Below are 25,969 nucleotides of genomic sequence, written 5' to 3'. Positions count from 1 at the left end.
TCACAGACGCAGGAACTAAGCCATTATTCAATTATTTGCAAATGAATGAGATGTGTAGTCGGGCTTAAATCGGGACGTCCGTGCTCGCGAGGAGCGCAAGACGCGCACGATGGATGCGAGATTTGGTAGCGGGAACCGAGAGCCCGAGCGAATCGGCCATCTCGTTGATGGAGAGGTCTTCGCCGACCCGCATTTGCAAGACGAGCTGATGCTTTTTTGAAAGGCGACCGAACGCGGCTTTCAAATGCTTGATCACTTGCCGATTATGGACTCCGTCTTCGATTCGCTCTGGGCTTCCAACCTGCTCCAAGACCTCGTCATTGAGATGGCCGGTATGCCGAGCGTTCTTTCGCAGATACATGAGCGCAGCATTGCAAGTTACGCGGTGAAGCCAGCTTCCAATCTCGGACTCGCCCCTGAATTCCGGGAGCTTTCGGTGCATGGTCAAATAGACGTCCTGAGCTACATCGAACGCATCGTCCTCGTTCTTGACGATGCGGCGCGCCAATCTAAAAACCCGGCCTGAGTGCACGGCGACCACCGCGTCAAAGGCGTCTGTATTTCCCTGAGAAATCTCATTGAGAATGCCTGCTTCGTACTCGTAGGTCTCATTCCTGACGCCTTTGGCGAGTACATGTTCGTATTCGTTTCTCCACTCATTACTGGTCTTCATCGTTGCCCCTCGGGGTCGAGTGCCCCAAACAAAAACTGATCCACCATCAGGGCAATGCCTTCTGGAGAGAAATTCTCGCGAATCTCATCGTGGTAATGCGCAATCCTTGAGTCCTCAAGCGCGGTACACGAGATCATGACGTGGTTTTTCAATCCTAAAAATTGTGTGGCGAGGAAGCGCGGCTTCATCCCTGGCCGTAGCTTTTGCCTTTCGAAGAGATGTGCAATTCCCTGGATATGATCCTCATATTGCTCATGCATAGGGAACTCAGGGCGTCCTTCTTGCGGGCCGAGCATCGTGCTCATCATCATGGCCACCATCTTGGGATTCTCCATCCCGAGTCGGACGTGAAAGTCGAGCACATGGACAAGCTGGTCGCGCAGCGTTCCATCTTGCGGAAACGTACGCACCAGCTCGGTTTCCACGTGGTTCATCACGACTTCCATCAGGGCTTTGAAGACGTCTTCTTTGCCTGGGAAATAGTAGTAAACCATGGGCACCGACATCTCGGCTGCTTCCGCGATTTGTCTGACCGAAGTGGCAGCATAGCCCTTGAGCGCAAACATCTCGGCCGCACCGGCCAAAATCTTTTTCGCGCCGTCCGCGAACTCGGAGCCCGCAATCATTTGGGGAATTTCTGTTTTTGACATAAGAATTTGCCGAGGTTTATTTAACGCTCGTTCAAGCTGTTTTAATAAGCGTTCAATAAACTGAAAGTCAAGCAATTTTGTTGTGCCAATTTTGCCACACAAAAAAAGCTTGAAACTGTGTTTCGTTTGTCGCATCAACCTCACATCTACGAAGCGGCCAACCATTGGAGAAGGCTCATGTCGAAAAAATGGATTTTTGTTGTGTTGATTGGGATGGGACTCAGTGCTGGCTGCAAGCCACCAGAGGAGGCGAAGGCCGAGGTGGTCGTACCCGCCGTTCCGGTGGAGACCATGAAGGTGAGTACACGAGCCTTTGTCGACATGGTCGATGTCTCCGGTGTGGTGGAGCCCATTCACGAGGTGCACGTTGCGGCGGAAGCGCCCGGGCGTGTGCTCTCGGCCCCGTTTGAAGAAGGCGAACGCGTCAAGAAAGGCGCCATGCTTCTGCGTGTGGATTCTCAAGTGGATTCCGCGCGAATCGCCCTGCTGGAAAGCCAGCTCGAGAGCGCAGAGCGTGAGTTTCAACGCACAAAGCAGCTCGCGGGCCAGGGCCTTGCGACTCCACAGCAACTCGATCAGGCCCAGAGCTCAGTTGACGGCGCTCGCTTGAACATCAAGCAGGCCCGAGTCGGCATGGGCAAGACCAATGTGAGAAGCCCCATCGACGGTGTTGTGGCGCAGAAGATGACCGAGCAGGGCGAGTACGTTAATCCCGGCTCGCCGCTCGCCCATATCGTCGATTTTGACACGGTAAAAGTGATCGCCAACGTGGCCGAGAGCGACGTGCGCTTCGTCACGGAAGGAACGGATGTCCAAGTGTGGATTCCGGCCCTTGAGAAATACGTGGAAGGTAAGGTGAAGAAGCGCGCCATCCTCGCGACCGCCAACACACGAACCTTCCCCGTTGAGATTCACGTGGCCAACGCTGACCACTCGATTCTCCCGGGAATGCGGGCACGGGTTGTGGTTCCTCGAAAGGACTATGGCGAAGTAGTGGTGGTCCCACGCGAGGCTATTCTCGAAGGATTTGAGCGCCCCGAGGCCATGATTTTTGACGGAGAGGGAGATGAGGGTAAAGCCGTGCTCCGCGTTGTCAAGCTCGGGCCAGCAAAGGGCTCGATTGTCGTAGTTGAAGAAGGCCTTAAACCCAACGAACGTTTGATTGTGAAAGGACACCGAAGCCTCGCAGACGGGACCAAAATCAGGTCGGTCAAAGAGGTCAAGGATTCAAATGCGGCCGAAGTGGCGCCGAGCGGAAAGGCTCAGGTTGTCGAAGACGCTGCAGAGGCCGATAGAGGCGCGCTATGAAGGTTACGAACTTCTCAATTTCCCACTCCACTTCGGTCTGGGTCTTGATCTTCATCCTCTTCATCGGGGGTATGATTTCGTATCAAGGCTTACCGCGTGAGGCTGCGCCTGAGGTTGCGATTCCAGTGGTGATCGTCAGCACAGCCTACTTTGGCGTGTCCCCTGCCGATATCGAGACGTTGATCACCATTCCAGTGGAGAAAGAATTCAAGGGCCTCACGGGGCTTAAGAGGATGAACTCGACCTCCGCGGAAAGTGTGTCTTTGATCACGCTCGAGTTCGAGCCGTCGATCAATATTGAAGACGCGCTCCAACGAATACGAGACCGTCTCGACAAAGCCAAGCCAGATCTTCCGCCGGATGCCGAGGATCCCGAAGTCATCGAGATCAACTCGAGCGATTGGCCGATCATGATCGTCAACGTGGCCGGGGATATGGACCCGCTTCGTCTTAAGGAGTTGGCCGAGGACATCCAAGACGATATCGAAAAGATCAACGGCGTACTGCGTGTGGACCTCGCTGGTGGTGTAGAGCGCGAGATCCAGGTGCTCGTTGACCCCGAGAAGCTCACTTATCACAAGGTCTCTCTCAACGATGTAATCAACAAGATTCAGGCTGAGAACATCAACCTACCAGGCGGAGCGATCGATGTTGGCCCGATGAAGTACACGGTCCGTGTGCCCGGTGAGTTTGAGAACGTGCAGATGATCGAGGATATCGTCATCAAGGCGCCGGGCGGAAATCCGGTGTACCTGCGCGATATCGCCGAAGTCGAAGATACATTCAAAGATCCGAAGACTTACTCACGACTCACTTCGTGGGACGAGCGCGGTGAAGAGCGGGTTGAGTTCACGTCGAATAACGTCTCTCTTTCAGTGATGAAGCGCTCTGGCGAGAACATCATCGATATCGCTGATGACGTTAAGGAACTGCTCAAAACCTACGAAGCGCGCATCCCTGCGGGCGTCAACATCAAGGTCTTGAACGACATGTCGGTGATGATTCTGGCTCAGGTTCATGACCTCGAGAACAATATCATCTCCGGCCTAATCCTCGTGCTGGCGACCCTCTTCTTCTTCATGGGCGGCGCGCGAAACGCGTTCTTCGTGGCCATCAGCGTGCCACTCTCCATGCTTATCAGCTTCATGGTGATCAGCGCGCTTGGCTACACGTTGAACATGGTGGTTCTTTTCAGCCTTGTGCTTGCGCTTGGCATGCTCGTGGATAATGCGATCGTGATCGTAGAAAATATCTACCGTCACGCGTCCGAGGGCAAAGATCGCGTCACTGCAGCGATGGATGGCACCAAAGAGGTGGGCTGGGCTGTGATTTCCTCCACCGCGACTACGGTGGGCGCGTTCTTCCCGATGCTATTCTGGCCAGGCGTGATGGGCGAGTTCATGGGATATCTTCCGCGAACCATCATCATCACCCTTGTTTCCTCGCTCTTCGTGGCCCTTGTGATCAATCCAACAGTCTGTGCAACTCTCCTGAAGGTCAATCCCGGTGAGGAGGTGGACGAATTCCAGCTTCCAGACAATCGGATTTACCGGGTCTATCGCGCGAGCCTTGAGTGGGCGCTCAATCACCGAATCGTGGTGATCGCTACATCTGTAGTAGCCCTCTTCGGCTCCATGGCAATCTTCGGCATGGCACAGCTCGGCGTGGAATTCTTCCCCAAGACAACGCCTGAGAAGTTCGAGATCAATATAGAACTTCCGGACGGAACTCGAATCGACGAGACCAGCTTGATGGCGCTCGGCATCGAAGAGCCGATCAGAACCGAGCCCGAGCTCATCGAGGCATGGATCGCAGATATCGGCGTCAAAGGCGGAGGCGGAGGTATGGCAGCTGGCGGCAACGCCGACCATTACGCTCGTATCTCGGTTGACCTCGTGGACGTTGAAGACCAGCCCATGCACCCAGACGTCTTCATGAATAAGCTGCGTGCGATCTACGCCAACGTACCAGGTGCGTCTGTGGTGCTCAAAACCGAGTCGATGGGCCCGCCTGCGGGTGCGCCTGTGAATATCGAGATCGTTGGAGATGACCTTGCTGTGATGGCAACGGTCGCAAGGGATATTCGCGAGATTCTCAAGACCATCCCCGGTATCATCGACCTCCAAGACGACGCGGAACTCTCGCGCCCTGAAGTCCACGTGGTGGTTGACCGCGCCCGTGCTGCGGTTGCGGGCGTTGATACCCGATTAGTTTCACAAACCGTTCGTACGGCCATCAATGGTACGGAAGCCACAGTCTACCGAGAAGGCGACGAGGAATACGATATCACCGTCAAACTTCCGGACGACAAACGCCAAAGTATCGAGGATCTCTCGAGCCTCTATATCGTCAACAACGACCACTTCCACATTCCGATCACCGAAGTGGCGAGCTTTGAGGTCAAAGGCGGAGCGGGCTCGATTCGACGAAAGGACCAGGATCGCGTGGTGACCGTGACGGCCAATGCCGCGTCTGGCTACCTCCCTGCGAACCTCCTTAAGGAAGCCCAGACTCGGCTTGAGGAGCTCAAGATTCCACCTGGCTATAGCATTCGATATACCGGCGAGAACGAGGACCAGCAGGAGGCTGGCGAGTTCCTTGGGCGCGCACTCCTTGCGGCATTGTTCCTCATCGTGCTCATCTTGGTGACCCAGTTCAACTCGCTGCTCCAACCCTTAATCATCATGGGTAGCGTGATCATGAGCTTGATCGGCGTCTTCATGGCGCTGGTGGTCGGGCAGCTGCCCTTTGGCATCATCATGACCGGCATTGGTGTGATCAGCCTCGCCGGTGTGGCGGTGAACAATGGTATCGTGCTCATCGACTTCGCAAATCAGCTGCGCGAACGAGGCATGAGCATACGCGAAGCCGCGATGACGGCCGGAATGGTTCGTATGCGTCCGGTCCTCTTGACCGCAACGACGACCGTGCTCGGCCTGCTACCCTTGGTGGTCGGCATCAGCCTCGACTTCGTCAATGCACAGGTTGTCTTCGGCGGGCGCTCGGTTGAAACCTGGGGCCCAATGGCATGGGTGGTTTCGTTCGGACTCGCCGTGTCTACGCTGCTGACGCTCATCGTGGTGCCAGTGATGTACGACCTCTTCGAGTCCACCTCGGAGAAGGTCCGCAAGATGATCTTCAAAGGCAGCGTTTCTGCGGCGATTCTCTTCATTGTGGCGCTTTCCCCTATCGCCTTGCAGGCGCAGGAAGCTGGCGCTGAGCCCACTGAAGCTCCGCTTGAGCAAAAGCTCTTCACCACGCCGGAGGACATCGAATCCAGCAATATTTTCGAGGGGCAACGAGACCTCTCGGAGTTCGATATCGAGGCGACTCGTTCGCTGAGCTTGGACGACGCCCGCAAGCTGCTCAAGACGCAGTCGCTGGACATCAAGACGCTGCAAACTCAGTACAAGGTGGCTGATGCGTTGGTTCGGCAGGCCTGGTCCACGGTGATTCCGACCTTCAGTGCCGGAGCGAATTACTCTGTTAACCAAGAAGAAGTTGTGGCTGATTTTGGTGGTGGTGATTTACTTCCACCTGGCATGGAGCCCGAACCGATCGTCATCCAGCCTAAGACGACTTGGAACTGGAGCGTCTCAGCGAGCCTGAGAGCCAATTTCCGAGCGCTTTCGCTGCTCCGCCAAGCCTACCTCCAAGAAGAGCTTGTAGACCTATCTGTGGAGTCCCTGACACGCCAACTTGAGCTGGGTGTGATCCAATCCTACTACGGATTGCTGACAACGCGGCGCGTGCTGGAAATCTCCAAAGAACAGCTCATCTCAGCCGAGACCCTGCTTCAGGCGACCCGAGCGCGTAAGAACGCCGGGACTGCAACGGATTTTGAGGTGACCAGAGCTGAACTTCAGGTGGTGCAGGCCCAGAAAGCCGTAGAGAGCGCAAAACTCAACTTTTCCAACGTGCGGACCGGGCTCGCGGACCTTCTGCAGACTCCAGCGGACTTTGACGTGATTGAGACGAAGGTGTCCACGGATGTGGACATTGAGAAGATTCGAAACGAGTCCAAGACGCGCAGTGATGTGCGTGAGGCCGAGAAAAATATCGAGTTTAGCGAGCTCCGAAAGACCGAGATGTACCTGAATTACTTGCCGACACTCTCGGCGACCTTCACCTACGCCGGGCAAAAGGGGACCGCATTGAGCCCCTCGGATCCGAGATGGGTACTGACGTTCGGCGCAAATTGGACGATCTGGGACGGTGGTTTTCGAGAGGGTGAAGTCGATAAAGTCGAAGCCGAATTGATCGCCGCACGATTGAACGAGCAAAAGCTGCAGTCTGGCATCCAGGCCGAGATTGAGACGGCGTGGGCTGATTACCTCTCGAGCCTTACCCAGATGGAGAGCGGAAAGACTCAGGTGGAGCTCGCCGAGACCGCCCAGAAACAAGCTCAGATTGCGTATCAATACGGCGCTGCAACCCAGCTCGACGTCATCAATGCGGATGATCAGGTTGCACTTGCCCGTCTGGCTTTGCTACAGGACACACTCGCTGTTGAGCTGGCCGTTGAGCGATTGCGCAACCTAGCCGGCGAATAGCCGGAGACCACTTGAATTCCTGCCCCCGTTGTAAAACCGAACTCCCCACCCGCGCGCCCATCTGGCGAATCGTGATCGGTTTTTCGCTGGTCGTGATTGGAGTCGTGCTCTTTTTGATCACGTTCAGCGCAAGCTTTATCCTCTCAGTTTACGGGGTGTTTTTGATGTTGCCGGACCGAGAATGTAAGGCGTGCGGATATAAAAAATGAACTTTTTTCGCAACACCTGAGAAAAGTGGCCGAAAATATATAGGAGGCCTTTTTTTCCAGGTGAGTCGATGTCCATCTCAAAAATCAGTGGAAAGGACGTTCAGGATGTTCAGCGTCTTCGAAAGGAAGCGGCTAAGGCCGAACCCAAGAAGAGCTTTAAGGAAGCCCTCGAGTCCAAGTCAGGCAAGGAGGAACTTCAAGCGAAGAAGGACCCGAAGCTTGAGCTTGGAGAGGCGCGAAAAACCGATGAAGAATCAGGCCTGTTAAAGGAAGAATCAGGCCAGTTAAAGAGTGAAAAGAGTTTAGACTCCCCCTCGGAGGACGCTGAGGTCGGTTTCTCCAAGGTCAATGAAGGCACCGATTTGCCGAAGTCCGAAGAGGGGGTCCAATTCCAAGAAGAGGTGGACTCGAAGTCCGAATTTGCCGCCGAACTCTCGCCAGACGAGGCCGTTGCGATGGGCCTGCAACCGCAGATGAGTGCCGGGTCGATTCAAGCGCCAGTGGTCGAGGCCGCGGCGAGCCCACAAGCCAAACACGAAGTGGTGGAGCGCTTGATCGAGACTATGGTGACGTCCGGGCAGATGGGAGAGGATTCCAAAGGTCGGAAGGTCCTGATGATGGACGTGGAGTGTCCGGGCCGAGGCAATGTTCGTGTGCGCCTCTGGAAGAAGGAGGACGGGATCGAGTTGAGGATGCGAGCCGACAACCCTGAGCTCAAGTCGCTCCTCATGCTCTCCCGTTCCGACCTACAGGCAAAGGCGAAAGAAAACGGGGTCAACTTCTCCAAGATTGAGGTGGCGCAATGAGAGTCAGACCATTTCCATTTGAAGAGCTCGAGCAGGTACAACGCCCTTTCATGCGAATCGTCAACGAGTTGATCGCGAACGTGGACATCACCGATATGGGCGCTAATCTGGAAAGCCTCGCCGAGGAATTGGAGGACAATCTCGGAAGGCTTCGCGTGGACTTTGAAGGAATCGAGCCGAGTGAGAAGACCGAGATTACGCCTCAGACATTTGTGGTGCAGATTCGAACCCCGAAACAAAACAAGGCCTACATCATTCTCGAAGCGCAGACGGTTCAATCTCTGATGCGCAGGCTCAAGATGGAGGAGACTCGAAATATTGAGATGGCGAGAAACACCGTGGCTGACTTCTCGGGCGCGCTCTACATCTTATTGAAGCTTCTTCGGGGATTGAAAAACCTCGGGCTTGGGCCCATTGAAGTGGATTCTTCGCCCCCACATCCAAGCCTGGTGGAGCACGTCCGGAAACGTGCTGATAGCCTGACTTTTACCTGGATCGTGAGCGCGGAGTGGGGCGACGGCCTCTTTAGGATCTTGGCTGACTCCTTGTTTTGGAACGAGTTTCGGTTCAGACGCAAGCCTGTGGAATGGGGTCGAAAACTTCCGAACCTCGTCTGCCGCGCCAAGCTGTGGTTGGGCAGCCAGACCCTGAAAGAAGTGGAGTTCCACCAACTCGAAGTCGGTGATATTCTTTTCCTTCAACAAGAGCTGCCGCTTGAGCTTCCCTGGCCTCTTCGACTCCGCCTAGACCGCGGCGATCTGGCTATGACTCTAAGAGAGGAAGAAAGGGATGATGAGAAGGTTTGGGTGGCCGAGGTGAATGACCCGATCTCGATTCAGGAGTTTGAGATGAGTGACCCCGAAAAGACCGCTGCACTAAATCTCTCAGCGGTCCAAGTCGATGTATTGATGGGGCGAGTAAGCCTAAATGTGGACGAACTCGCTCGGCTTGGAGCCGGGTCAATCATTGAGCTCGATCGATTGATGGGTGAGCCCGTGGAACTCCTCGTGAACGACCAAGTCTTCGGCCGCGGAGAGCTTGTCAACGTTGAGGGGCGCGTGGGCGTCCGAATCATCTCAAAAGGCCGTTAGGCCTCAGGCCGTTAAGCCTCAGTCTGCCGACCACGCGTCGCTGTACCAATCACATGCTGAAAGGTCGAAGGTGGCCAAACACGGGTCATCTGAAATCTGCTCACCTTTGTACGCAAAGTAGAGCGCGATTTGATTCGCCATGAATGCGTCGATATCAAAGGGACGGTTCGGATCGGGCAAGTAGAAGCCATGCTCACCCTCTTCGTTCAAGTAGGGGACTCGTAGGGCGCTAACACCTCTAGAAGTGTTCACCGTAGCTCTCAGCGGCTTCTCAGCGTCAACATTCACGTTGAACTCACGCTCTTCCCAACGGTTACTCACGAAGAGCCCATTATCCAAGTCGTCGTGGTCAAAAAGAGTGCGAGGATGCGTGGCGAAACGATCCAACCAGTGCACACCTTCAAAGACGAAATTATCGATCAAGTACTGGTTTGGCGTCTTTCCATATCGCGCATCAGTTTGCTGATAGTTCAAGACCCCTCCGGCGCGTGCCATGGCGTAGCCCGTGGATACAGGGACGGACGAGTCGCCCGCTGTCGGCACGTAGAGCGCGTTGGTTTCGCCGGTCTGATACTCGGGGTTGGTCTCGTAGGGGAAGCTGAGCGGCGTGCGATGGAAGGTTCGCGCCCAAACCGCCGGATCAGCTGCGTCCACGAGATGCTGTGCGAGGCCAAGAAACCGCCTGAAATCTGGTGTTTGTCGCTTCATGCCATACCCGTCTCGAAGCGCCGCCAGAGGGGAGCCTGCAGGGTAGAGAATGTTCTCGAAAATCGTATCTCTCTCGAAGGTATCGATGGTCTGCTTAAGCCGTCCATCTGCGCCATAAACCTCGATCACGATTGGATCTCCAAACGACCGAGCGTCTGTTCCAAGAGACGTAATGGTGCGCTTTTCCAACTCTTCGAGCTCTTGAGGTGTGAGCGGAAGATGGGTGGAAAACGCGTCTGCCGGAATCAAACTCTCGGCACCACCATCAGGTGTCCAATAGACTTTAAGCGCTCCTGGCGCGCCTTCTGAAAAGTACTCCAGACGAATATGGGCGTGTTCGTCGATCTCGATATCTTCTGAGCCCTGCCCTCCAGAGGTTCTGATCACGCGTTCGCCATTCACGAAGAGCTCAGCGCGGCCCGCGGCTTCGATTCGGACATCGTATTCACCAGACCCACTCAAGATACCCTCAAATCGCGCGCCAAAGCTTGATGGACGTGCGCCCTCAACCGGCAGCTCTCCGGAAAAGTCCTGATTTAGGTCGGACACGATCACGGGTTCATCAGGATAGACGCGGCCGTCACGGCGCCTGAAGTACTCAGCACGCAGGCCAGCTTCCGGCTCCCCTTGCCTCTTGTAGAGGTCAGTTGCATCCAAATGAACATCGAAACCAAGGCGCAATCGGCGTTCTGTGGCGCTGATCGCTGAAGTAGCAATCGAGGTCCTGAACGACCCATCTCGAACAACCGTGTACGAGCGAAGTTTGTTGGCTTCGACGAGTTCCGGCCGCTCCTCGCGGCGCAGGTTTCTGAGGATAACTCGGTCACCGTTTTCCATGCCATTCAGGGTGGCAAATCGGATGTATTGCGCTCGGTTTGCGGACGTTACGAGCCACTCGAGATCGATGGTGCCGCTTGGAGTCCAGCCTGCTTCGTCGTCCCAGTGGAGCTGTGGCCGACCGATGAGGCCGGGCCCAAGCACTGGAAGAATGACCGCCTCGGGTACCCCTGTTTGTGATGAGCGGTATCCGATATCGAGCAAGCCACCGCCGCCCGCGACGGGTGCCGTGGCACGGAACGCAGGATCGGCGCCGGCTGCGATAGGCGCAACGATTCCGCCAAGCGATTGCCCCCAGATATACGCGGGTTGTTCGCCGCCGAGGTCTACGATGCCATCGCCGTTAAAGTCACCGGCGATTTCGGGCTGGCCATCACCATCGGCATCAAAGCCCGCGACAATCGAACCTGCAGCGCGTACGAAGGCGTCGTTGGTATCCGGCTCGGCCGGGAATCTCTTCTCACCGTCCCAAGAGCGCAACATGCGAGCGAAGTGCATGTGGTCGACCACCGTTTGGCGCAAGATGTCTCGTGTATGGAAGATGTCAGCGGTCCAGAAGTCGCCTCCGGAATCGCGCTCACCGTCATTGTTAAGGTCACGAGCACGGTTATGCTCGAGCACGGGGATCAAGTTCTCGAGGTTCGTGTTGCGCAAAACCAGAGGGATCAACGGGTCGTTCTTGATATCGTCAGGCAGGATAAGGCCGTGCCCGGCAGCATCTAGGCCGCACGAGGCTATACCGAGGCGCGCTGCCGCACTTGCAAACCCAAGCATTTCCACGCGTGCGGACCCGTATCCGTGACCGTAGATCACCACGGGGAACGGAGGCTTTCGGGCTTCTGTTTCTTTGGGGATCGAACACCAAAAACTCAGGAGGTCTTTGCCGACCGCGGCCCGCCCGTTGTTGACGTCGATATCAAAGGATTCGTCGTCATCGAACATGTTGCGGCGCTCAGCGATTTCATCCGGGGTTCCCCAGAGTCCGTCACGGTCCACCAGGAAATACGGGGTCACCATGCTGCCGGAGATGAAATAATCCACGTTATCAAACGAGGAGATCATCGCCTCTTTTCCTTCCGGAGAGAGGTCGTCCGCGAGCGCCTCAATGATCGCCTGAATGGCGATTCTCGGGATCTTGGTAACGAGCTTCGACTCACCTTCTTCAGGCTCGGCGCGCATCGTGTGAATGATATTCATCTCGGCCGGGAAGTCCTCAGTGAGCCACGAGAGCGGGCCATGACCATAGAGTCCGGCTCGAATAGCCTCGAGCTCGCGCGTCGAGGACTGAGTGGTAAACGTCCACGCGAAGCGAACATGCTCCAAGTTCTTATCAAATCGCCCTGGAAACGCCTCGGGCAGGATCTGGCGCAAAGGCTCTAGATCCGAGGTTTGGCGTGTGTGATTGATGTACTTAAACGGCGAATTGATGGGATTGCCATCTTCGTCGAGGAGCGCCGAGGTTAAGACCACGGCGTAGCGGGTTGCGGGTCTCAATACATCCAGGGTTCGGATGATGAGCGTGTTGGTCTCGCGCTCATAGAACTCGAGCATTTGTCCCGGCTCAAGAGGATCTCCACCGGCGCTCAGAACATTTGGGGTATCCCAAACGCCGTCATCGTCAGTATCCTCAATAGGATCGAGCACTCCATTGCCATTCGAATCCACCTCTTGCACGGACTCGAACACGAGGTTGGACCCCATGACTCGATTATCAAAATCGAAGTATTTGGCGGGGTTCTTCATGGTCACCGGATAGTTTCCGGAACCGAGGTCGAGCACTTCGAATCGCCCAAACTCGGGGCTATCGGGGTCCACGTTCACGAGATAGACCGCGTCATTGGTCAGATCCGGTGCGGGCTCGCGATGCCGATCGATGATATTTTGGAGATTGAGTGGACGCGTGAACTCCACGGTAATCGGGCCGAAAGTGCCGAAACCATCGAGCTTATTCGCCTTTCCGCGGATCTCAGACTCGAGCTCGGTTGGAGCGATCATGGAAACGTTGAGTCGCAGGCCTGTAGGCATGCTCGGGTCAACGATCATCGCGACATCGTTCGGGAAAGGGATTTCCGGAAGTGGCCGTGCATCAACGTCGAAAACAACCTGGGAGCCACCGTTATCGGCGGCCACACGCAAGCCTTTGGCGGTCTCATTCGTCTCAAGACAACCAAAAGCAATGAGCGGGAACGCAAGGAGAAGTCGCTTATTCATAGAGTACCTCACCACGAGAGGCCGACGCGTGCGCGGACCAGACTCTGTGCAGCTGCGGAATTGCCCTGCGCGTCGTCAAAAGCTGTACCCGGGAAGAAGATTCCGTACTCGGCTTTGAGGTCTAGAGTCAGGTCAGATACGATCTTGTACCTGTACTGGGCCGCCACATCGACCTCGAGTCCAAGGTCACGGGTCGCCTCGGAACGCCCGTTGATACCGGTTGGCGTACCGCCGCTCGCGAAGGTCGAATATGGATCGTAGAAGGGCTCGGCAGACCACGCCCAGAGCAGGCCCACGCCGGTCATCAACCCGTTTGGGCGTCCAAAGAGGAGCTGCGGGTTTAGGTAGACCGCGTTTTCAATGGCACCATCATTGACCAAACCAAAGACACCACGCTGGGGTTCTCCCGAGCGCGTCGGGTCGGTGACTCGCTCGTAAGACTCACGCGTCACAGCTGGGATATACTGGTCGAAGAGGACCAGACCCACTTTGTAGTTGGGGTCGAAGCGGAATCTGTAGACGGTGTCGTCATCGAGGTTGGCATCGCCGGACGCATAGCCGGAGAGCATCTTCAACGAAACGTTTGCTGGCTTCCATGTGAGTTGCGCCTCAGCTGCGGCACCGAGCGCGAGCAAACTCGTGCTGGTTTCACCCGATTGTGTGTACGTCCTTGTGGTGTCGCCGGAAAGTAGTGCCGCTTCGGCGCCAAGGCTAATCCAGAGGTCGTCCGCCGTCCAAGACTTTGACCCCGAGATATCAAGGGCGAGCACGTTGAGCTCGTCTTCAGGGGTGACGTCGCGCACTTCACGGTCAGTCTGCTGACGATACGCCGCGTACACGCCGAGGAACTCGGTATCATCGTGGTTTGCGGGATTTGTATCTCGGTAAAAAATGGTCCCGATGAATTGCAGCGCACGGTCACCATCGATGAAATTGGCGTTATCATCTTGGAAGACCACATCCGCGCCGAGGCCGAGGTAGACATTCTTCATGGTTCTCGAAGTCGCAAAGGCCGCGAGTGGCTTGGTAGCCACCAGGAGCCTCACGCCGCGATCGCCGCCCCACTTATTATTGAAGAGCTTCCAGTCTTCGTCTCGGCCATCGTCGGCAACGAGGCCAAGGCCAAAATCGCTGGTCATCAGGCCCAGTCGAACTTCCGCGAGTCCCGGACTCCATGTGACGTAGATCTCTCTAGGATCCACCCAATTCTCGTCCAGATTGGTAAACTGGCGTGCTTGGGTCCTGACCAGCTCAGGAACTTCTGGGATATCGTCCCCGTAGAGTTTACCGGTCACACCATCGAGTTCCACTTTGAGTTTGAGGGTGCTCCAGTTGAGAGCGCCACCCACTCTAGCCCTCTGATAGAGCGAGAATGCACTGGACTCGTCACTCGCGGAAAAACCGGGCAGATCGCCGTTCTGCACAAAGAACGAGTAGTTCGCGTCGAGCTCGAAGAACTCAGGGTTTTCCACGGGCGCAGTCGTGACACGGTCCGAGGTCGCAAGGCCTTGTGCGCTCAGGGAGAGCGGAAGGCCAACCAATGCGCAAAACGCGCTCATCATAAATTTGGAATTCATAGGCATCCCACGATTCTTCTAAAAGATTGTGGGGCCGACTATTGCCCATCCCCCCTCTATAAGCAAGTGAATCAAGCCCTAGATTCGAGCTGCAAACGCACTTCTTTTAGCGCCGAGGAATTCGGAGCGCGTTTGAGCCAACCTTCAGCCTCTTCATACTCTTCGAGTTGGTAGGCCGTGAGCGCCAAAATTTCCCAAATTCGGGTCTGCATGGAATCGCTAAGTACGTCTCCATTTGAGCGAATCTGATGGCAAGTGCGGTACGCCTCACGGAAATCCCCTTCTTCCAGGGCCTTCTCGGCGTTCGCGAGCAATTCTTTGGCAAAGCTCGAAACCTTAGGCGTGGAGCGCCTTCCCACGATATCGGCACCACTCTTGAGGGTGTTGATATTGTCCAGAATGATGAAAAAGATCAGAAGCGTGATGAAGAACTGACCGTTGATCAGGGCCAGAACCCCGATCGGGATGGCCACGGTAACGCTGACTTTGAGCGAAAGATCTTGTGCGCGGGCGTCGTTCGTGAATCGTCGCATGATCAGATTCAAGAGCTTTCCCCCGTCCAATGGCCAAAGAGGAAGGAAGAGATTGATGGCGCCCCAGAAGATACTCACAAACCCAAAGAGGTAGACAAACTGGTTGAGTGCGCCGGTCAAGGGAACAACGGCCAGAAGTGCAAATGCTAGCGCGCCGAAGATGATCTCGATGATGGGGCCAGCGAGCACGATCAGCGCATCGTCTCGGTCGGATTTCGCCACATCGTGAAAACAAAGCCCTCCAAAGCCGTGTAGCAAGACCGAGGGGCGTAGCTTGTAGTACTTGGCGACCACCGCATGTCCCATCTCGTGGATGAGGAGCGAAAGCGTCACGGCAGCGGCAAAGAGAATCCCCGCCCTGACCCCATTCATCACGATGTAGAACATCAAGAGAAAAATGTAGCCAAAAGATATCGAGATATCCACGCCGGCAAGCGAGCCCACCTTCCAACCACTTGGATCGTAGAACATGTCTAGGAGTTCCTCTCTTGCGCAAGTGAAACGCCCACGAATTCCGGCTCTCCCGGAACCCCAGTGGCACGCTTTCGAATCGTCACTTCAGCCTTTGAAACAGAGTCTATCTCAAACACATTCCGCAAGATGTCTTCCGCGAGGGTTTCCACCAGATGAACACTCGGTCCTTCCATGGCTTTCATGATGATTTGGGCGAGCTGCCGGTAGTCAAGAGTGGCGCTCAGAGCGTCTCGCTCAGAGGGATCGGGCACCCAGGCAGCGAGGTCGATTTCGAAGGCGCGTCCTTCGATACGCTCTTCTTCATAGACGCCGTGTTTAGCCAGACATTTGAGGTTTTGAACAAAGACCTTCATGAGGCTTGAGCTTCATCCTCTTCCGACTTCTCCGAGTTCATATGGCAGTTTTTGTACTTCTTACCACTGCCACATGGACACGGATCGTTTCGACCGATTTTTGGAAGCTCTCGACGGAACTTACGAGCCTCTTCGGCCGCTTCGGTCTCCGAATCTTGACGGTTGAGAACGATTTTCTTCGGCACGTTATGGGCCGGAGGTGGTGCAAGAGATGCGGGCGACTCAATCTGGAATTGAGACACAAAGCGGACCACGCTGGTCTTAATATTGGCCAGAAGAGCCACGAAGAGGTTGTAGCCCTCTTTCTTGTACTCCTGCTTGGGGTCTTTCTGCGCGTAACCACGCATACCGACACCGTCACGGAGCTGTTCCATCTGCTGGAGGTGCTGGCGCCAGTAGCGGTCGATAGAGCGGAGGAACTGATTTTGTACCTGCTCTTCGAATATCTCGCGACCGGTCACTTCTTTGACCTCTTCCCCTGCCCAGTCGCCGCCAGCATCCACTTCAGCCTGCTGCGCCTGAGCTCTTTCGTTTAGGGTTTTGGCCACAGCAGCCGTCATGTCCTCTTTCTCTTGGAAGATGGCTCGAATCTCTTTCCAGACTTGTCGCTCAAGCCCGTCTCTTCCGATGGTCGTGTCGAGGGTCATCTCAAGGCCAAACACGTCGCGCAAAGCCACTTCAAGCCCTTCAAGGTCCCACTCGTCTTGGCGGAGCGCCCTTGATGCGTACGAGTCGAGGGTCGCGAGTGCAATCTCTTCGAAGAGGTCGAGTGTCATTTCGCGAACGCCACGCCCCTTGTCGTCCTTGCCCTTGAGCACGTTCCTACGCAGGGCGTAGATGGACTTACGCTGGGTGTCCATCACGTCATCGTACTCGAGGATATTCTTGCGAATATCGAAGTTACGGCCTTCAACTTTTCGTTGTGCGTTTTCGAGGCTTTTCGTGACCATGGGGTGCTCAATCGGCACACCCTCTTCCATCTTCAAGGTATCCATGATCTTGGCGATTCGGTCTGCACCAAAAAGCCTGAGCAGGTCGTCCTCCAAGGAGAGGAAGAAACGGCTTCGTCCCACGTCACCCTGGCGACCAGCGCGACCACGAAGCTGGTTGTCGATTCGGCGCGATTCGTGCCGCTCCGTGCCAATAATCATCAACCCGCCAGCACCGAGCACCTTTTCGCGCTCCTCTCCGCAAATCTCTTCGTACTTGGCCAGCGCCTCTTTGTACTCTTCGGTATAGTACGCGACTTTCTGCTCGCCCCAGGCTTCCACCGGCACATCTTGGGCGCCGGCTTCTTCTTCGGCGAGTCCTTCAGGACTTCCGCCGAGCAAGATATCCGTACCACGACCGGCCATGTTGGTGGCGATGGTCACGCGACCAAAACGACCAGCCTGAGCCACAATTCCTGCCTCTTTGCCATGTTGTTTAGCGTTGAGGATACTGTGGTCGATTCCACGCTTCTTGAGCACGGCCGAGATCGCCTCCGACTTCTCAACGCTGGTGGTACCTACGAGCACAGGCTGGCCAATCTTGTTGCACTCCACGATTTGCTCAACGATGGCGTTGAACTTTTCGCGGTAGCTTCGGTAGACCACGTCTTCTTCGTCGATACGCTGGATCGGGCGATTGGTAGGCACCGCAATCACGCCGAGCTCGTAGATTTTGTGGAATTCTTCGGCCTCAGTCAGAGCCGTACCGGTCATGCCTGAGAGCTTGTCGTACATTCGGAAGTAGTTCTGGAATGTAACGGTCGCAAGCGTTTGATTCTCATCTTGGACTTTCAGGCCTTCTTTGGCCTCGACTGCCTGGTGGAGGCCGTCAGACCAACGCCTGCCCGGCATCGGGCGACCCGTGAACTCGTCCACAATAATGACCTCGCCTTCTTTGACGATATAGCGGTCATCTTTCTTATAGAGGGTATGTGCCTGCAGCGCCTTTACAACGGCATGGACCAACTCGACGTTATTCGGATCGTAGAGATTCGGAATGTTCATCTTCTCTTCGATCTTCTCAACGCCAATATCTGTGAGCGACACGGAGCGATGCTCCTCGTCCACGAGATAGTCCTCATCCTTCTTGAGTGACGGAATGAACTGGTTGACCTTGACCGGCAACTCAGTGGAGAGACCGGCGCTACCGCTGATGATCAGAGGCGTTCTAGCCTCATCGATCAAAATGGAGTCAACCTCATCGACAATAGCGAAGAAGGGGTCGCGCTGAACGTACTGGTTGAGGTCATACTTCATATTATCGCGCAGATAATCGAAGCCGAACTCATTATTCGTTCCGTAGGTGATATCAGAGCCGTAAGCCTGCTTTTTGGACGACTCGTCCATATCCCCAATCACGGTACCAACGGTCATCCCAAGGAAGCGGTAGATGGTTCCCATCCACTCGGCATCGCGTTTGGCGAGGTAATCGTTGACCGTCACGAGGTGCGCGCCTTTGCCGGCGAGGGCGTTGAGGTAAAGCGGAGAGGTGGCCACAAGGGTCTTACCTTCACCGGTCTTCATCTCGGCAATCTTGCCTTGATGGAGCACCATGCCGCCGATCATCTGCACATCGTAATGGCGCATTAGCAGCGTTCTGCGCGAGGCCTCACGGACCACGGCGAATGCCTCGTGGAGGATATCGTCGAGCTTGGCGCCGTTATCGAGTTTTGTCCTGAACGCCGCGGTTTTGGCCCGGAGTTGCTCGTCGCTTAGCTTCTGAAGTTCAGGCTCCAATGAAGCGATGTACTGGACATCGGGTTGTACTTTCGCGAGAAAGCGGTCATTAGAGCTACCAAAAATCTTCTGAACAATCTTAAGCATGGAATCGGTCCCGATGAGTTTCCCGTGCACACATAGCACGTACCCGCACGTAAAGGTGGGGCAATATTAGGGACCGAATCCCTTCCGTCAACTCACATCCCCTATTCAGAGCAAATTTAGGTCAAAAAAGTTTTCCACAATCTTTTTCACAGGCTTTGCCCAGATGCGCATGTTTCCTCATGTTTTACACGGCCTTGCCATAATCCGAGGCAGCAAGAAAACCCGTAAGGCGTTGAAAAACATAGACTACACCCCAGCCCGTTACATTTGTGTGACAAAAAACGGACAAACCGAGGATTCCACAGGGGCTGTGGAAAACTTGTGGGAAAAAGTGAAAAAAATCCTCAACACCTGAGCAAATCGTCCGAAAATAAGGAGGAGGAGGTCTGTTTGCGTTGGTACTCCATGCCATGGGTACAATTCTGTGCCGCCTGGGTGTTCTCGTCTGTGGTGTTCGTTCGAATGCCGCCCGGGCCGGACTATGCCTGGGTAGCGTCAGCCCTCGCAATCACTGCACTTGGCGCGGCGTGTAGGGTCGAAAAAGTCCGGCAACTCGCACCGGCTTTCGTGGGGATTTTGGGGGCAATGATTAGCTTAAATCTCGCGGACCAGCGGGACGTTGGCGCCGCCCCGGTACGTTCGATGCTGCACCAAAAATGGGAGACCTGCTTGGAAGGCGAGATAAACGGACAGGTGCGTCAAACAGCCTATGGATACGTGGCGAATTTGCGGGATCAGCATGGTGAATGGCGCCTCGTTTTTAGATCCGATGAAACGGGGGAAATCCACACACATGAAGGGCCGGAACCCGGCATGAGAGTTCGAGCTTGTGGGGTCATGCAAGATTTCCTCAGACCTTCCACGCCGTGGGCTACTGACTATCGCGCGCTCATGCACAGACGAGGTGTGGTTGGCAGAGGAGTGATCAAGGAGTGGGTGGCCTTAAGTGATCAACCTGGCCCACTTGACCTCTTTGCGCGTGTCATTTCGGCGCGTCGATTCGACACGGAGCGGCGCATTGTGAACTCACTCGAGTCGCCGTGGGCAGGACTTGTGGTGGCTCTCACCACAGGCAACAAGGCATGGATGGATGACCGCGTCATGCAGGCTTATGCGGATACCGGAACCTCTCATATCCTTGCGATCTCAGGCCTTCATTTTGGCGTAGTAGCCGGGCTCGCTTGGTTCGTCTTCGTGGGCCTCATCCGTCGCTCTACGATTCTTTCAAGGCGTGTGGGCGCAAAACCTCTCGCAGCTGCGTTTGTGTGCCTTGCATGCCTTTCGTACGTAGTCTTCGTAGGGGCGCCCGTCTCCGCTCAGAGAGCGAGCGTCGGGGTGTTTATGCTCGGCGCAGCATCATTGCGGATTCGAAAGATTTGCCCATTTCATTTGATTGGGTCAGCAGCCTTGCTCGTCTTGGTGCTCGAACCCACCGCATCCATGGACATCGGCTTCCAACTGAGCTTTTGCGCAACGTTTGGAATCCTCCTCTTCAACCACTATCGGCCCTCATTCTTAGAATCGAGACGCCTGGACACAAAGCCCACGAAACGGCTCAAGGCATTTGGGCTCTTTGTAGGCATCTCTCTGGCCGCGTCGGTGGCCACTCTTGCGCCGCTCGTCGCGCATTTTGGGTTCTTCTCGTGGTGGTCGATCCCGTTGAACCTGGTCGTGGTGCCGCTCGTTGGATCGCTTGTCTTCCCGCTGATGCTGGTGGGCCAAGCGCTCTCATCCATTTGGCCGTTGGGAGGCGCTTGGTTGATGGGGTTCTCCGTCCACCCCCTGGTCTTGGGTGTGGAGCCGCTCTTGGCCGCGGCGAGGATGAGCTCGTGGAATTGGGTTCCCGGGGCGCTCCCGCTCGGCCCTACCCTCCTGCTGACGGCAGGCGCAGCGATTCTCTTGGTCTCGAGATGCAGGTGGCCGGCGCTTCTCTTGGCGGCTTTCACCTTCTCTATCGGGGCGTGGGTTTCAAACCAGGTACACCGCGTGGAGCATGTGAACATCGACTTTCTAGACGTTGGTCAGGGTGACTCCGCGTTAATCCGTACGCCGGAGTTTACGATGCTCATCGACGCCGGAGGCAAGCTCTACGGGCGCGATCCTGGGCGCGCGCAGGTCGTGCCCTATCTGAGACAAATCGGTGTGGAACACCTCGATGTCTTTATGATTACTCATGCTGACCTAGACCACCGAGGAGGCGCCCCAGCCGTGATTGAGCTCATGGAGGTCAAGGCCTTGATGATTCACGAGGCTGAGCAAGACGCGTTTACGCAAGACTTGGTCGAGCTGACGCGAAGGTACGGCGGAGAGATCCTGCGCTTAGCCGACACTTGGGAGCACAGGGCGGGCGCGCTAAAGCTGGTCGCGCGAGCGCCACCGGCTGACCTGGAGCACAAGAATGACCGGAGCATCGTGATCGAGGCTCAAGCCTACGATTTCAGGGTGCTACTCACCGGGGATTTGGAGTTCGCTGGGGAATCGTGGTGGGTGCTCGAACACGCGTCGAGGTTCGACTTCCTAAAGATGCCCCATCACGGCTCGCACACATCGAGTTCGAACGCTCTCTTGGACGCCGTTTTTCCGCGCGCAGCGATGAGTTCGGCAGGCGTGAACAATGCCTTCTCGCACCCACGACCACAGGTCCTTTTGCGCTACTGGCTACGCGGCGTTCAGGACTTTCATACGCATCAATCTGGCACGCTCAGGTTGGTGATGGAGCCGCAACGGCTCTCAGTCCTCCACGGGGGTGAAACGCAAAGCACTGACCACCTTGGAAAGATCGATACCTGGACGGACTTCCTCAAGGCCGAGTCCACTGAGCATGGTCTCCACGAAGGCGTAGCGGTCGAGCAAGGGGCTGGTGGCGGGCATGTCCATGCGTTCTAGGGCGTAGGCTCTGGGGTCTTCTTCGGTACACGAACCGTTCTTGTGGAAAACGCGCGCGAAACTCGGGCCTGGTTCTACCGAGTCGTACCAAGAGACGTCGATCTGGCCTAAATCGTAGGTATTTACGAAGACCAACCCGGTGCTCTCTTCGGCTCCGAAGAACGCTGCATGGCAGGACAATAGACCCGCGATGAGCTCGGCAGACTCCGCGTGAATCAGCGCAAAATCATCGTCCGAGGGGAACTCAAAGAGGCAGTAGGACGAGCCGTTCCGGGCGATCAAGACCGCCGAATCCCAGGCGTCTGGGGCCTCGGTCACATCTTGGACCTTCATCCCAACCGTGGTGGCCCAGGTCTGAAGGGCCATGTGGATATGCTCGAGCTTAGCCATGAGCACAAGCTCGGCAAAATCAGGCCAGATCTCGTCTTGCTGATATTCAAACTCGGACCAAAAATCCGGAGATTTCTGGATAGGACGGCGACCATTTTGGTCGATAAGGAACCACTGTGACATAAACATTCCAACGAGGGTCAACTCTCCTGACCTTAGATCGGGCTAAGTCTCGATCAAGAAATTGTGAATAAAGAGTGGTTTTGGCGGGGGTCCGGAAGGTCGGATCGCTCGAAGACCCTGAAAATGCGTCAGATCCCGATCTGGCGGGGGTGCGATCGGATCCGATCAGGCCTTGTTTCTGGCGATCAACAAGAAGGGAGCGAGCACATGAGGAGGGAGAGTTTCGTCGGGTGACTCGGTGAATTCTGGGTCTGCGGGGCGAAGACCTGCGGCCTCTTCGGCGCTCAGCTTCGTCTCGATGGTGAGCAGAGCCTCGCGGTCCTCGTCCCACGCCACAAAATTCACATCCCAAGGCTGAGAGCGCGCGCGGGCGTCTTCGAGAACCTCAGGCGGAGGCGGGGTCGCAAAGAGGCCAAATTTGGGGTTCTGAATCGCTACACGCACCGTCTCGCCTTCCATCCATTGAAGCAGGTGCCCGTCATAGGTCAGCGCACGCACCACATCGAAACGAACCACGGCGAGCAGAGCGAAAAAGGGCCCCATTCTGGAAAACAGACCAGTGATGACGAGCAAGACGCCGAGGCCTAGAACCGCGGCTTCGACAGGGGCGCTTTCGACCACCCCAGGTGCTCGGATCAAGGCCAAAACATTGGCACTGATACCGATGACGAGCCCGCTCAAGAGAGGTTTTCGCGAAACAAACCGAAGCCCGTCACCAAGCCAACCTCGCCTCGGTTCGGTGGTTTCAGTGCGGTAGGAGATAAAGACGGGTTCTTGCACTCAGGACTTCTGCACAGTCTTGATGATGCCTTCGAGCTCTTCTTTGCGCGCCTCGTACATCTCGGCTTCAGCGAAGACCATGACGGCGATGGCATTCTCTTGGTTGACGCGAAGCGCGTAGCCGAGGAATTGGAACTCTTGAGGGCCGCTCTCGAGCTCAAGCACCGCCGAGCCCGCACCTTGGAAACCTGCGAGGCCATTGATGACTGCCATCGAAGACTTTTCGGTCTTCATTTCAGTGAACTTCACTTCCTGGCTAATGCTCGCCATGGCGGTCTCGAAAACAGCTTCGCTGCCTGTGCCCACGAGGATAATCGTGATGCTTCCGTCTTCGGCGGTAGCCGACACGGCTTCATCGGTCTCGGTCACTTTCCACTCGGCTGGGACGCGGAATTTCACGCCGTACTTTGAGGCTTCAACCCAGTTTCCGCCGTCATCTTCGTTAGCCTCTTCAGCCTCTGGCGCTTTTTCTTCGGCTTTTGCCTCGGCTGGTTCTTCAGCCTTTTCTTCGGCAGCTTCAGGCGCAGGGGCTTCCTTCTTTTCACAAGCTGGCGCCATCAAGAGGCCAATAGAGAGTAGTAACCAGTATTTCAATTTCATAAGACCTTCCGTGTCGGTGTGTTGAGCCTTGTATACACACCATTTTCGTGATTGAAATGGGCAGCGCCCCAAAAAGGCGCGAAGCCTTGACCATCGAGTGGTCGGGCATGTTAGTGCACCCATTTCGGATACGCAACACCCGTGGAAGGCCTCAAGAAAAACACATGCCCGGAGTGCAATACGCCCAACGAAGAAGGCGCGCCCTTCTGTGAGAATTGTGGCTATCGACTCAATCGGCCCGGCACATCGAGGGAAGGATTTCCTTTGATATCGCGGGAGCAAGTGCGCAGGTCTAAACGCGTGGAACGCGGTGTAGACACTGAGCCGGAGCGCATTGCGGTCAATGCAGCAAACGGGTTTGAAGACAGCCCAACCGTGCTCGAAGGGCTCTCGGCCGTAGAAAATACCGAGGGCGAAGAAGCCCCCACGGTGCGCGCTCACGAAGCCTATGCGGCCGACCCCTCGCCCTCTTACGCGAGCGGACTTTACGCGATCCCCGAAGAAGAAAAAGAGACCAACAAATGGTTGTTGGGTGCCCTTTGGATTATCAGCCTCACAGCAGTGGGCCTCCTCACCTATTACGTGGCATCCAAGGACGAGGAAAGCGTTCAACTGCGCGCGGATAACACAGTCGTCGCGGTTTCTGCGGGTCCATTCGTCAAAGGTCTCGGCGAGCAAGTCCGCGCCTTTATCTTGATGAGCTGTTTTCGGGTCCAGGAAGACGAAGACGCGTGCGAAGAGTCAAAGCTGCTCAAGGGTGAATTCCCAGAAGAGACGGTGGAGCTGAAGGCCTTCAAGCTCGATACGCACGAAGTCACGTTCAAGCGTTACGACGCCTGCGTAAGCGCTGGAAAGTGCAGCGCTGTCAACTTCAAGGATTGCAAGGTCTACACGAGCCAGGGACTGCAGGTGGGCATTCGCGTGCCGAAGTCCTTGCAAGAACCCCAGATGCCCGCGGTGTGTTTGAAACGCGAGGATGCCGAGGCCTACTGTAAGTTTGCAGATGGGCGCCTCCCCACCCACGAAGAGTGGGAGAAGGCCGCGCGATCCGATACGAGCCGACTCTTTCCCTGGGGAGACTCGTGGGTGCCCGACGCGGCAAATTGGGGTGAGACCGACGTGGTCCAGACCCCGATTCCTGGCAAGATCGATGGGTTTGAATGGTCGGCACCACCCGCAGCGATCGAAGACGGCAAGGGGCCCTTCGGACATTTTGACCTGGCTGGGAATGTCTTTGAGTGGGTTCAGGGAGATGACCCGATAAAGGGTCATGTGCGCGGTGGCTCATGGGCATCTTCCCCGTTTGACCTAAGGACGACCGCAAAGACCGAAATGGATGCCGGCACGCTACGTGCCGACGTTGGCTTTCGATGTGCCTACGACTGAGCCCGCTAAGGGTGGTCGGTGACTCTGAGTAGAGATACGCCCCACGTAAAGCCACTACCAAATGCTGCCATCACGATAGGGGTTCCGGGCTGAAAGTGCTCATGTTGCATAGCTCTTTCTAGCGTCACAGGCAGGCTCGCCGCCGTCATATTGCCGAACTCTTCAATGGTCGAGACCATCTTTTTGGCGTCCATTTTCATGTTCATGACGATCATGCGGTTCAAAAGCTCGCTGGCCTGGTGCGGGACGAAGAGCACGTCTGACGGATCGATTTGATGGTCTTGGAGAAGACGCGTGATCTCCATTTGCAGCGTTTCGACGGCTTTGCGAAGCACGACTCGGCCTTTCATCTGGGGAAACTGCCGGCCCTCTTCCAAATATTCGGCGCTGATATTCGGATGCAGGCCGGAGGCCGGCAACTCGCACCAGAGCGCCTCAACGCCTGAGCCATCGGCGCCAAGTCGGATATCTTCCACCCGGAGCGGAGACGGCTCAGTTGAGAGAATGGCGGCTCCCGCGCCGTCACCAAAGAGCGCGGTCGTCATGCCTCCTCTTGGCGACATATCCAAGCCTGTGGAGTGAATCTCGGAGCCGACCAATCCGATTGCCTTATATGCGCCCGTCTGAAGCCAGGCTCTGGCAATCGAGAGGCCATAGAGAAAGCCAGAGCATTGGTTTCTGACGTCCAAGGCGGGCACATGTTGCAAGCCCAATAGTCTCTGTAGAAAGACGCCGGTTCCCGGGAATCCAGCGTCTGGCGAAAGCGTAGCGACAATCAGCGCGTCGAGCGCATTCGCCTGAAGACCCGCACCGGCCAAGGCGCGCAGCGTAGCTTCGTAGGCCAAATCCGAGTTGTTGGTGCCGGGCTCCACCCAACGCCGCTCGGAAATCCCGGTTTTATTTTCGATCTCGGTAGCGTCTAGGCCTACAATCTGCTCAATATCGTGGTTCGAAACCACGCGAGCAGGGACGCACGAGCCAAGACCGTTGATAAAGACTTCCATGTCA

At 55.9% G+C, this 25,969-nt stretch carries 17 protein-coding genes; 7 read left to right on the top strand and 10 right to left on the bottom strand.

Translation table 11 applies throughout. The features are described from left to right. Positions 1-64 precede the first annotated feature (64 nt). Together FRD01_RS17440 and FRD01_RS17435 are read right to left on the bottom strand one after the other, a co-directional pair. Positions 65-673: an RNA polymerase sigma factor gene (locus FRD01_RS17440; protein ID WP_146961904.1), complete on the bottom strand. Its 609-nt coding sequence runs from the start codon at positions 671-673 to the stop codon at positions 65-67. Next, entirely contained in the window at positions 670-1,323 is a 654-nt protein-coding gene (locus tag FRD01_RS17435; protein ID WP_249755706.1) for a TetR/AcrR family transcriptional regulator, read from the bottom strand. The genes FRD01_RS17440 and FRD01_RS17435 overlap by 4 nt, the downstream gene beginning before the upstream one ends. Before the next feature lie 177 nt (positions 1,324-1,500). Between FRD01_RS17435 and FRD01_RS17430 the strand changes: the two genes are divergently transcribed. The 5 genes from FRD01_RS17430 (at position 1,501) to FRD01_RS17410 (ending at position 9,290) form a co-directional block, all read left to right on the top strand. Beyond that, on the top strand, positions 1,501-2,631 hold the full coding sequence (locus tag FRD01_RS17430) for an efflux RND transporter periplasmic adaptor subunit (protein WP_146961901.1): 1,131 nt from the start codon (positions 1,501-1,503) through the stop codon (positions 2,629-2,631). Beyond that, positions 2,628-7,184: an efflux RND transporter permease subunit gene (locus FRD01_RS17425; protein WP_146961899.1), complete on the top strand. Its 4,557-nt coding sequence runs from the start codon at positions 2,628-2,630 to the stop codon at positions 7,182-7,184. The genes FRD01_RS17430 and FRD01_RS17425 overlap by 4 nt, the downstream gene beginning before the upstream one ends. An 11-nt stretch (positions 7,185-7,195) precedes the next feature. Further along, positions 7,196-7,393, top strand: coding sequence for a hypothetical protein (locus FRD01_RS17420; protein ID WP_146961897.1), 198 nt, complete (start codon positions 7,196-7,198; stop codon positions 7,391-7,393). 68 nt (positions 7,394-7,461) lie between these two features. Continuing rightward, complete coding sequence (locus FRD01_RS17415; protein WP_146961895.1) at positions 7,462-8,199, top strand: flagellar hook-length control protein FliK; 738 nt, start codon at positions 7,462-7,464, stop codon at positions 8,197-8,199. Next, positions 8,196-9,290: a FliM/FliN family flagellar motor switch protein gene (locus FRD01_RS17410; protein ID WP_146961893.1), complete on the top strand. Its 1,095-nt coding sequence runs from the start codon at positions 8,196-8,198 to the stop codon at positions 9,288-9,290. The genes FRD01_RS17415 and FRD01_RS17410 overlap by 4 nt, the downstream gene beginning before the upstream one ends. 18 nt (positions 9,291-9,308) lie before the next feature. Here FRD01_RS17410 and FRD01_RS17405 read toward each other — a convergent pair whose 3' ends face one another. The 5 genes from FRD01_RS17405 to secA all read right to left on the bottom strand — a co-directional run bounded on the left by FRD01_RS17405 (position 9,309) and on the right by secA (position 18,796). Beyond that, a complete protein-coding gene (locus FRD01_RS17405) occupies positions 9,309-13,046 on the bottom strand; it encodes a PA14 domain-containing protein (RefSeq protein WP_146961891.1) in 3,738 nt (1,245 codons plus the stop codon). An 8-nt stretch (positions 13,047-13,054) separates the two neighbouring features. After that, positions 13,055-14,623 carry an alginate export family protein gene (locus FRD01_RS17400; protein WP_146961890.1) on the bottom strand — a complete coding sequence of 523 codons (1,569 nt, stop codon included), beginning with the start codon at positions 14,621-14,623 and terminating at the stop codon, positions 13,055-13,057. Between the two features lie 71 nt (positions 14,624-14,694). After that, on the bottom strand, positions 14,695-15,627 hold the full coding sequence (locus tag FRD01_RS17395) for a site-2 protease family protein (protein ID WP_146961888.1): 933 nt from the start codon (positions 15,625-15,627) through the stop codon (positions 14,695-14,697). 2 nt (positions 15,628-15,629) lie between these two features. Continuing rightward, complete coding sequence (folB, locus tag FRD01_RS17390) at positions 15,630-15,983, bottom strand: dihydroneopterin aldolase (RefSeq protein WP_146961886.1); 354 nt, start codon at positions 15,981-15,983, stop codon at positions 15,630-15,632. Further along, on the bottom strand, positions 15,980-18,796 hold the full coding sequence (gene secA / locus FRD01_RS17385; protein ID WP_146961884.1) for a preprotein translocase subunit SecA: 2,817 nt from the start codon (positions 18,794-18,796) through the stop codon (positions 15,980-15,982). The genes folB and secA overlap by 4 nt, the downstream gene beginning before the upstream one ends. 390 nt (positions 18,797-19,186) lie before the next feature. Here secA and FRD01_RS17380 point away from each other — a divergent pair, with 390 nt between their 5' ends. Continuing rightward, entirely contained in the window at positions 19,187-21,682 is a 2,496-nt protein-coding gene (locus FRD01_RS17380) for a DNA internalization-related competence protein ComEC/Rec2 (RefSeq protein ID WP_146961882.1), read from the top strand. A gap of 678 nt (positions 21,683-22,360) precedes the next feature. Here FRD01_RS17380 and FRD01_RS17375 read toward each other — a convergent pair. Together FRD01_RS17375 and FRD01_RS17370 are read right to left on the bottom strand one after the other, a co-directional pair. Further along, positions 22,361-22,975 carry a hypothetical protein gene (locus tag FRD01_RS17375; protein WP_146961880.1) on the bottom strand — a complete coding sequence of 205 codons (615 nt, stop codon included), beginning with the start codon at positions 22,973-22,975 and terminating at the stop codon, positions 22,361-22,363. Then, positions 22,976-23,575, bottom strand: coding sequence for a hypothetical protein (locus FRD01_RS17370; RefSeq protein WP_146961878.1), 600 nt, complete (start codon positions 23,573-23,575; stop codon positions 22,976-22,978). It lies immediately after the preceding gene. A gap of 141 nt (positions 23,576-23,716) precedes the next feature. On the opposite strand from FRD01_RS17370, the gene FRD01_RS17365 reads away from it, so the two are divergent. After that, the gene (locus tag FRD01_RS17365; protein ID WP_146961876.1) at positions 23,717-24,961 is read left to right on the top strand and encodes an SUMF1/EgtB/PvdO family nonheme iron enzyme; all 1,245 of its coding nucleotides are present in this window, start codon (positions 23,717-23,719) and stop codon (positions 24,959-24,961) included. A gap of 5 nt (positions 24,962-24,966) precedes the next feature. Here FRD01_RS17365 and FRD01_RS17360 read toward each other — a convergent pair whose 3' ends face one another. Further along, a complete protein-coding gene (locus FRD01_RS17360) occupies positions 24,967-25,965 on the bottom strand; it encodes a 3-oxoacyl-ACP synthase III family protein (protein ID WP_146961874.1) in 999 nt (332 codons plus the stop codon). Positions 25,966-25,969 lie beyond the last annotated feature (4 nt).

This window comes from Microvenator marinus (assembly GCF_007993755.1).
In the GTDB taxonomy this organism is placed as follows: domain Bacteria; phylum Myxococcota_A; class Bradymonadia; order Bradymonadales; family Bradymonadaceae; genus Allomicrovenator; species Allomicrovenator marinus.
Note: the sequence above shows the minus strand (reverse complement) of the source record. Positions and strands in the feature narration are given on the sequence as shown.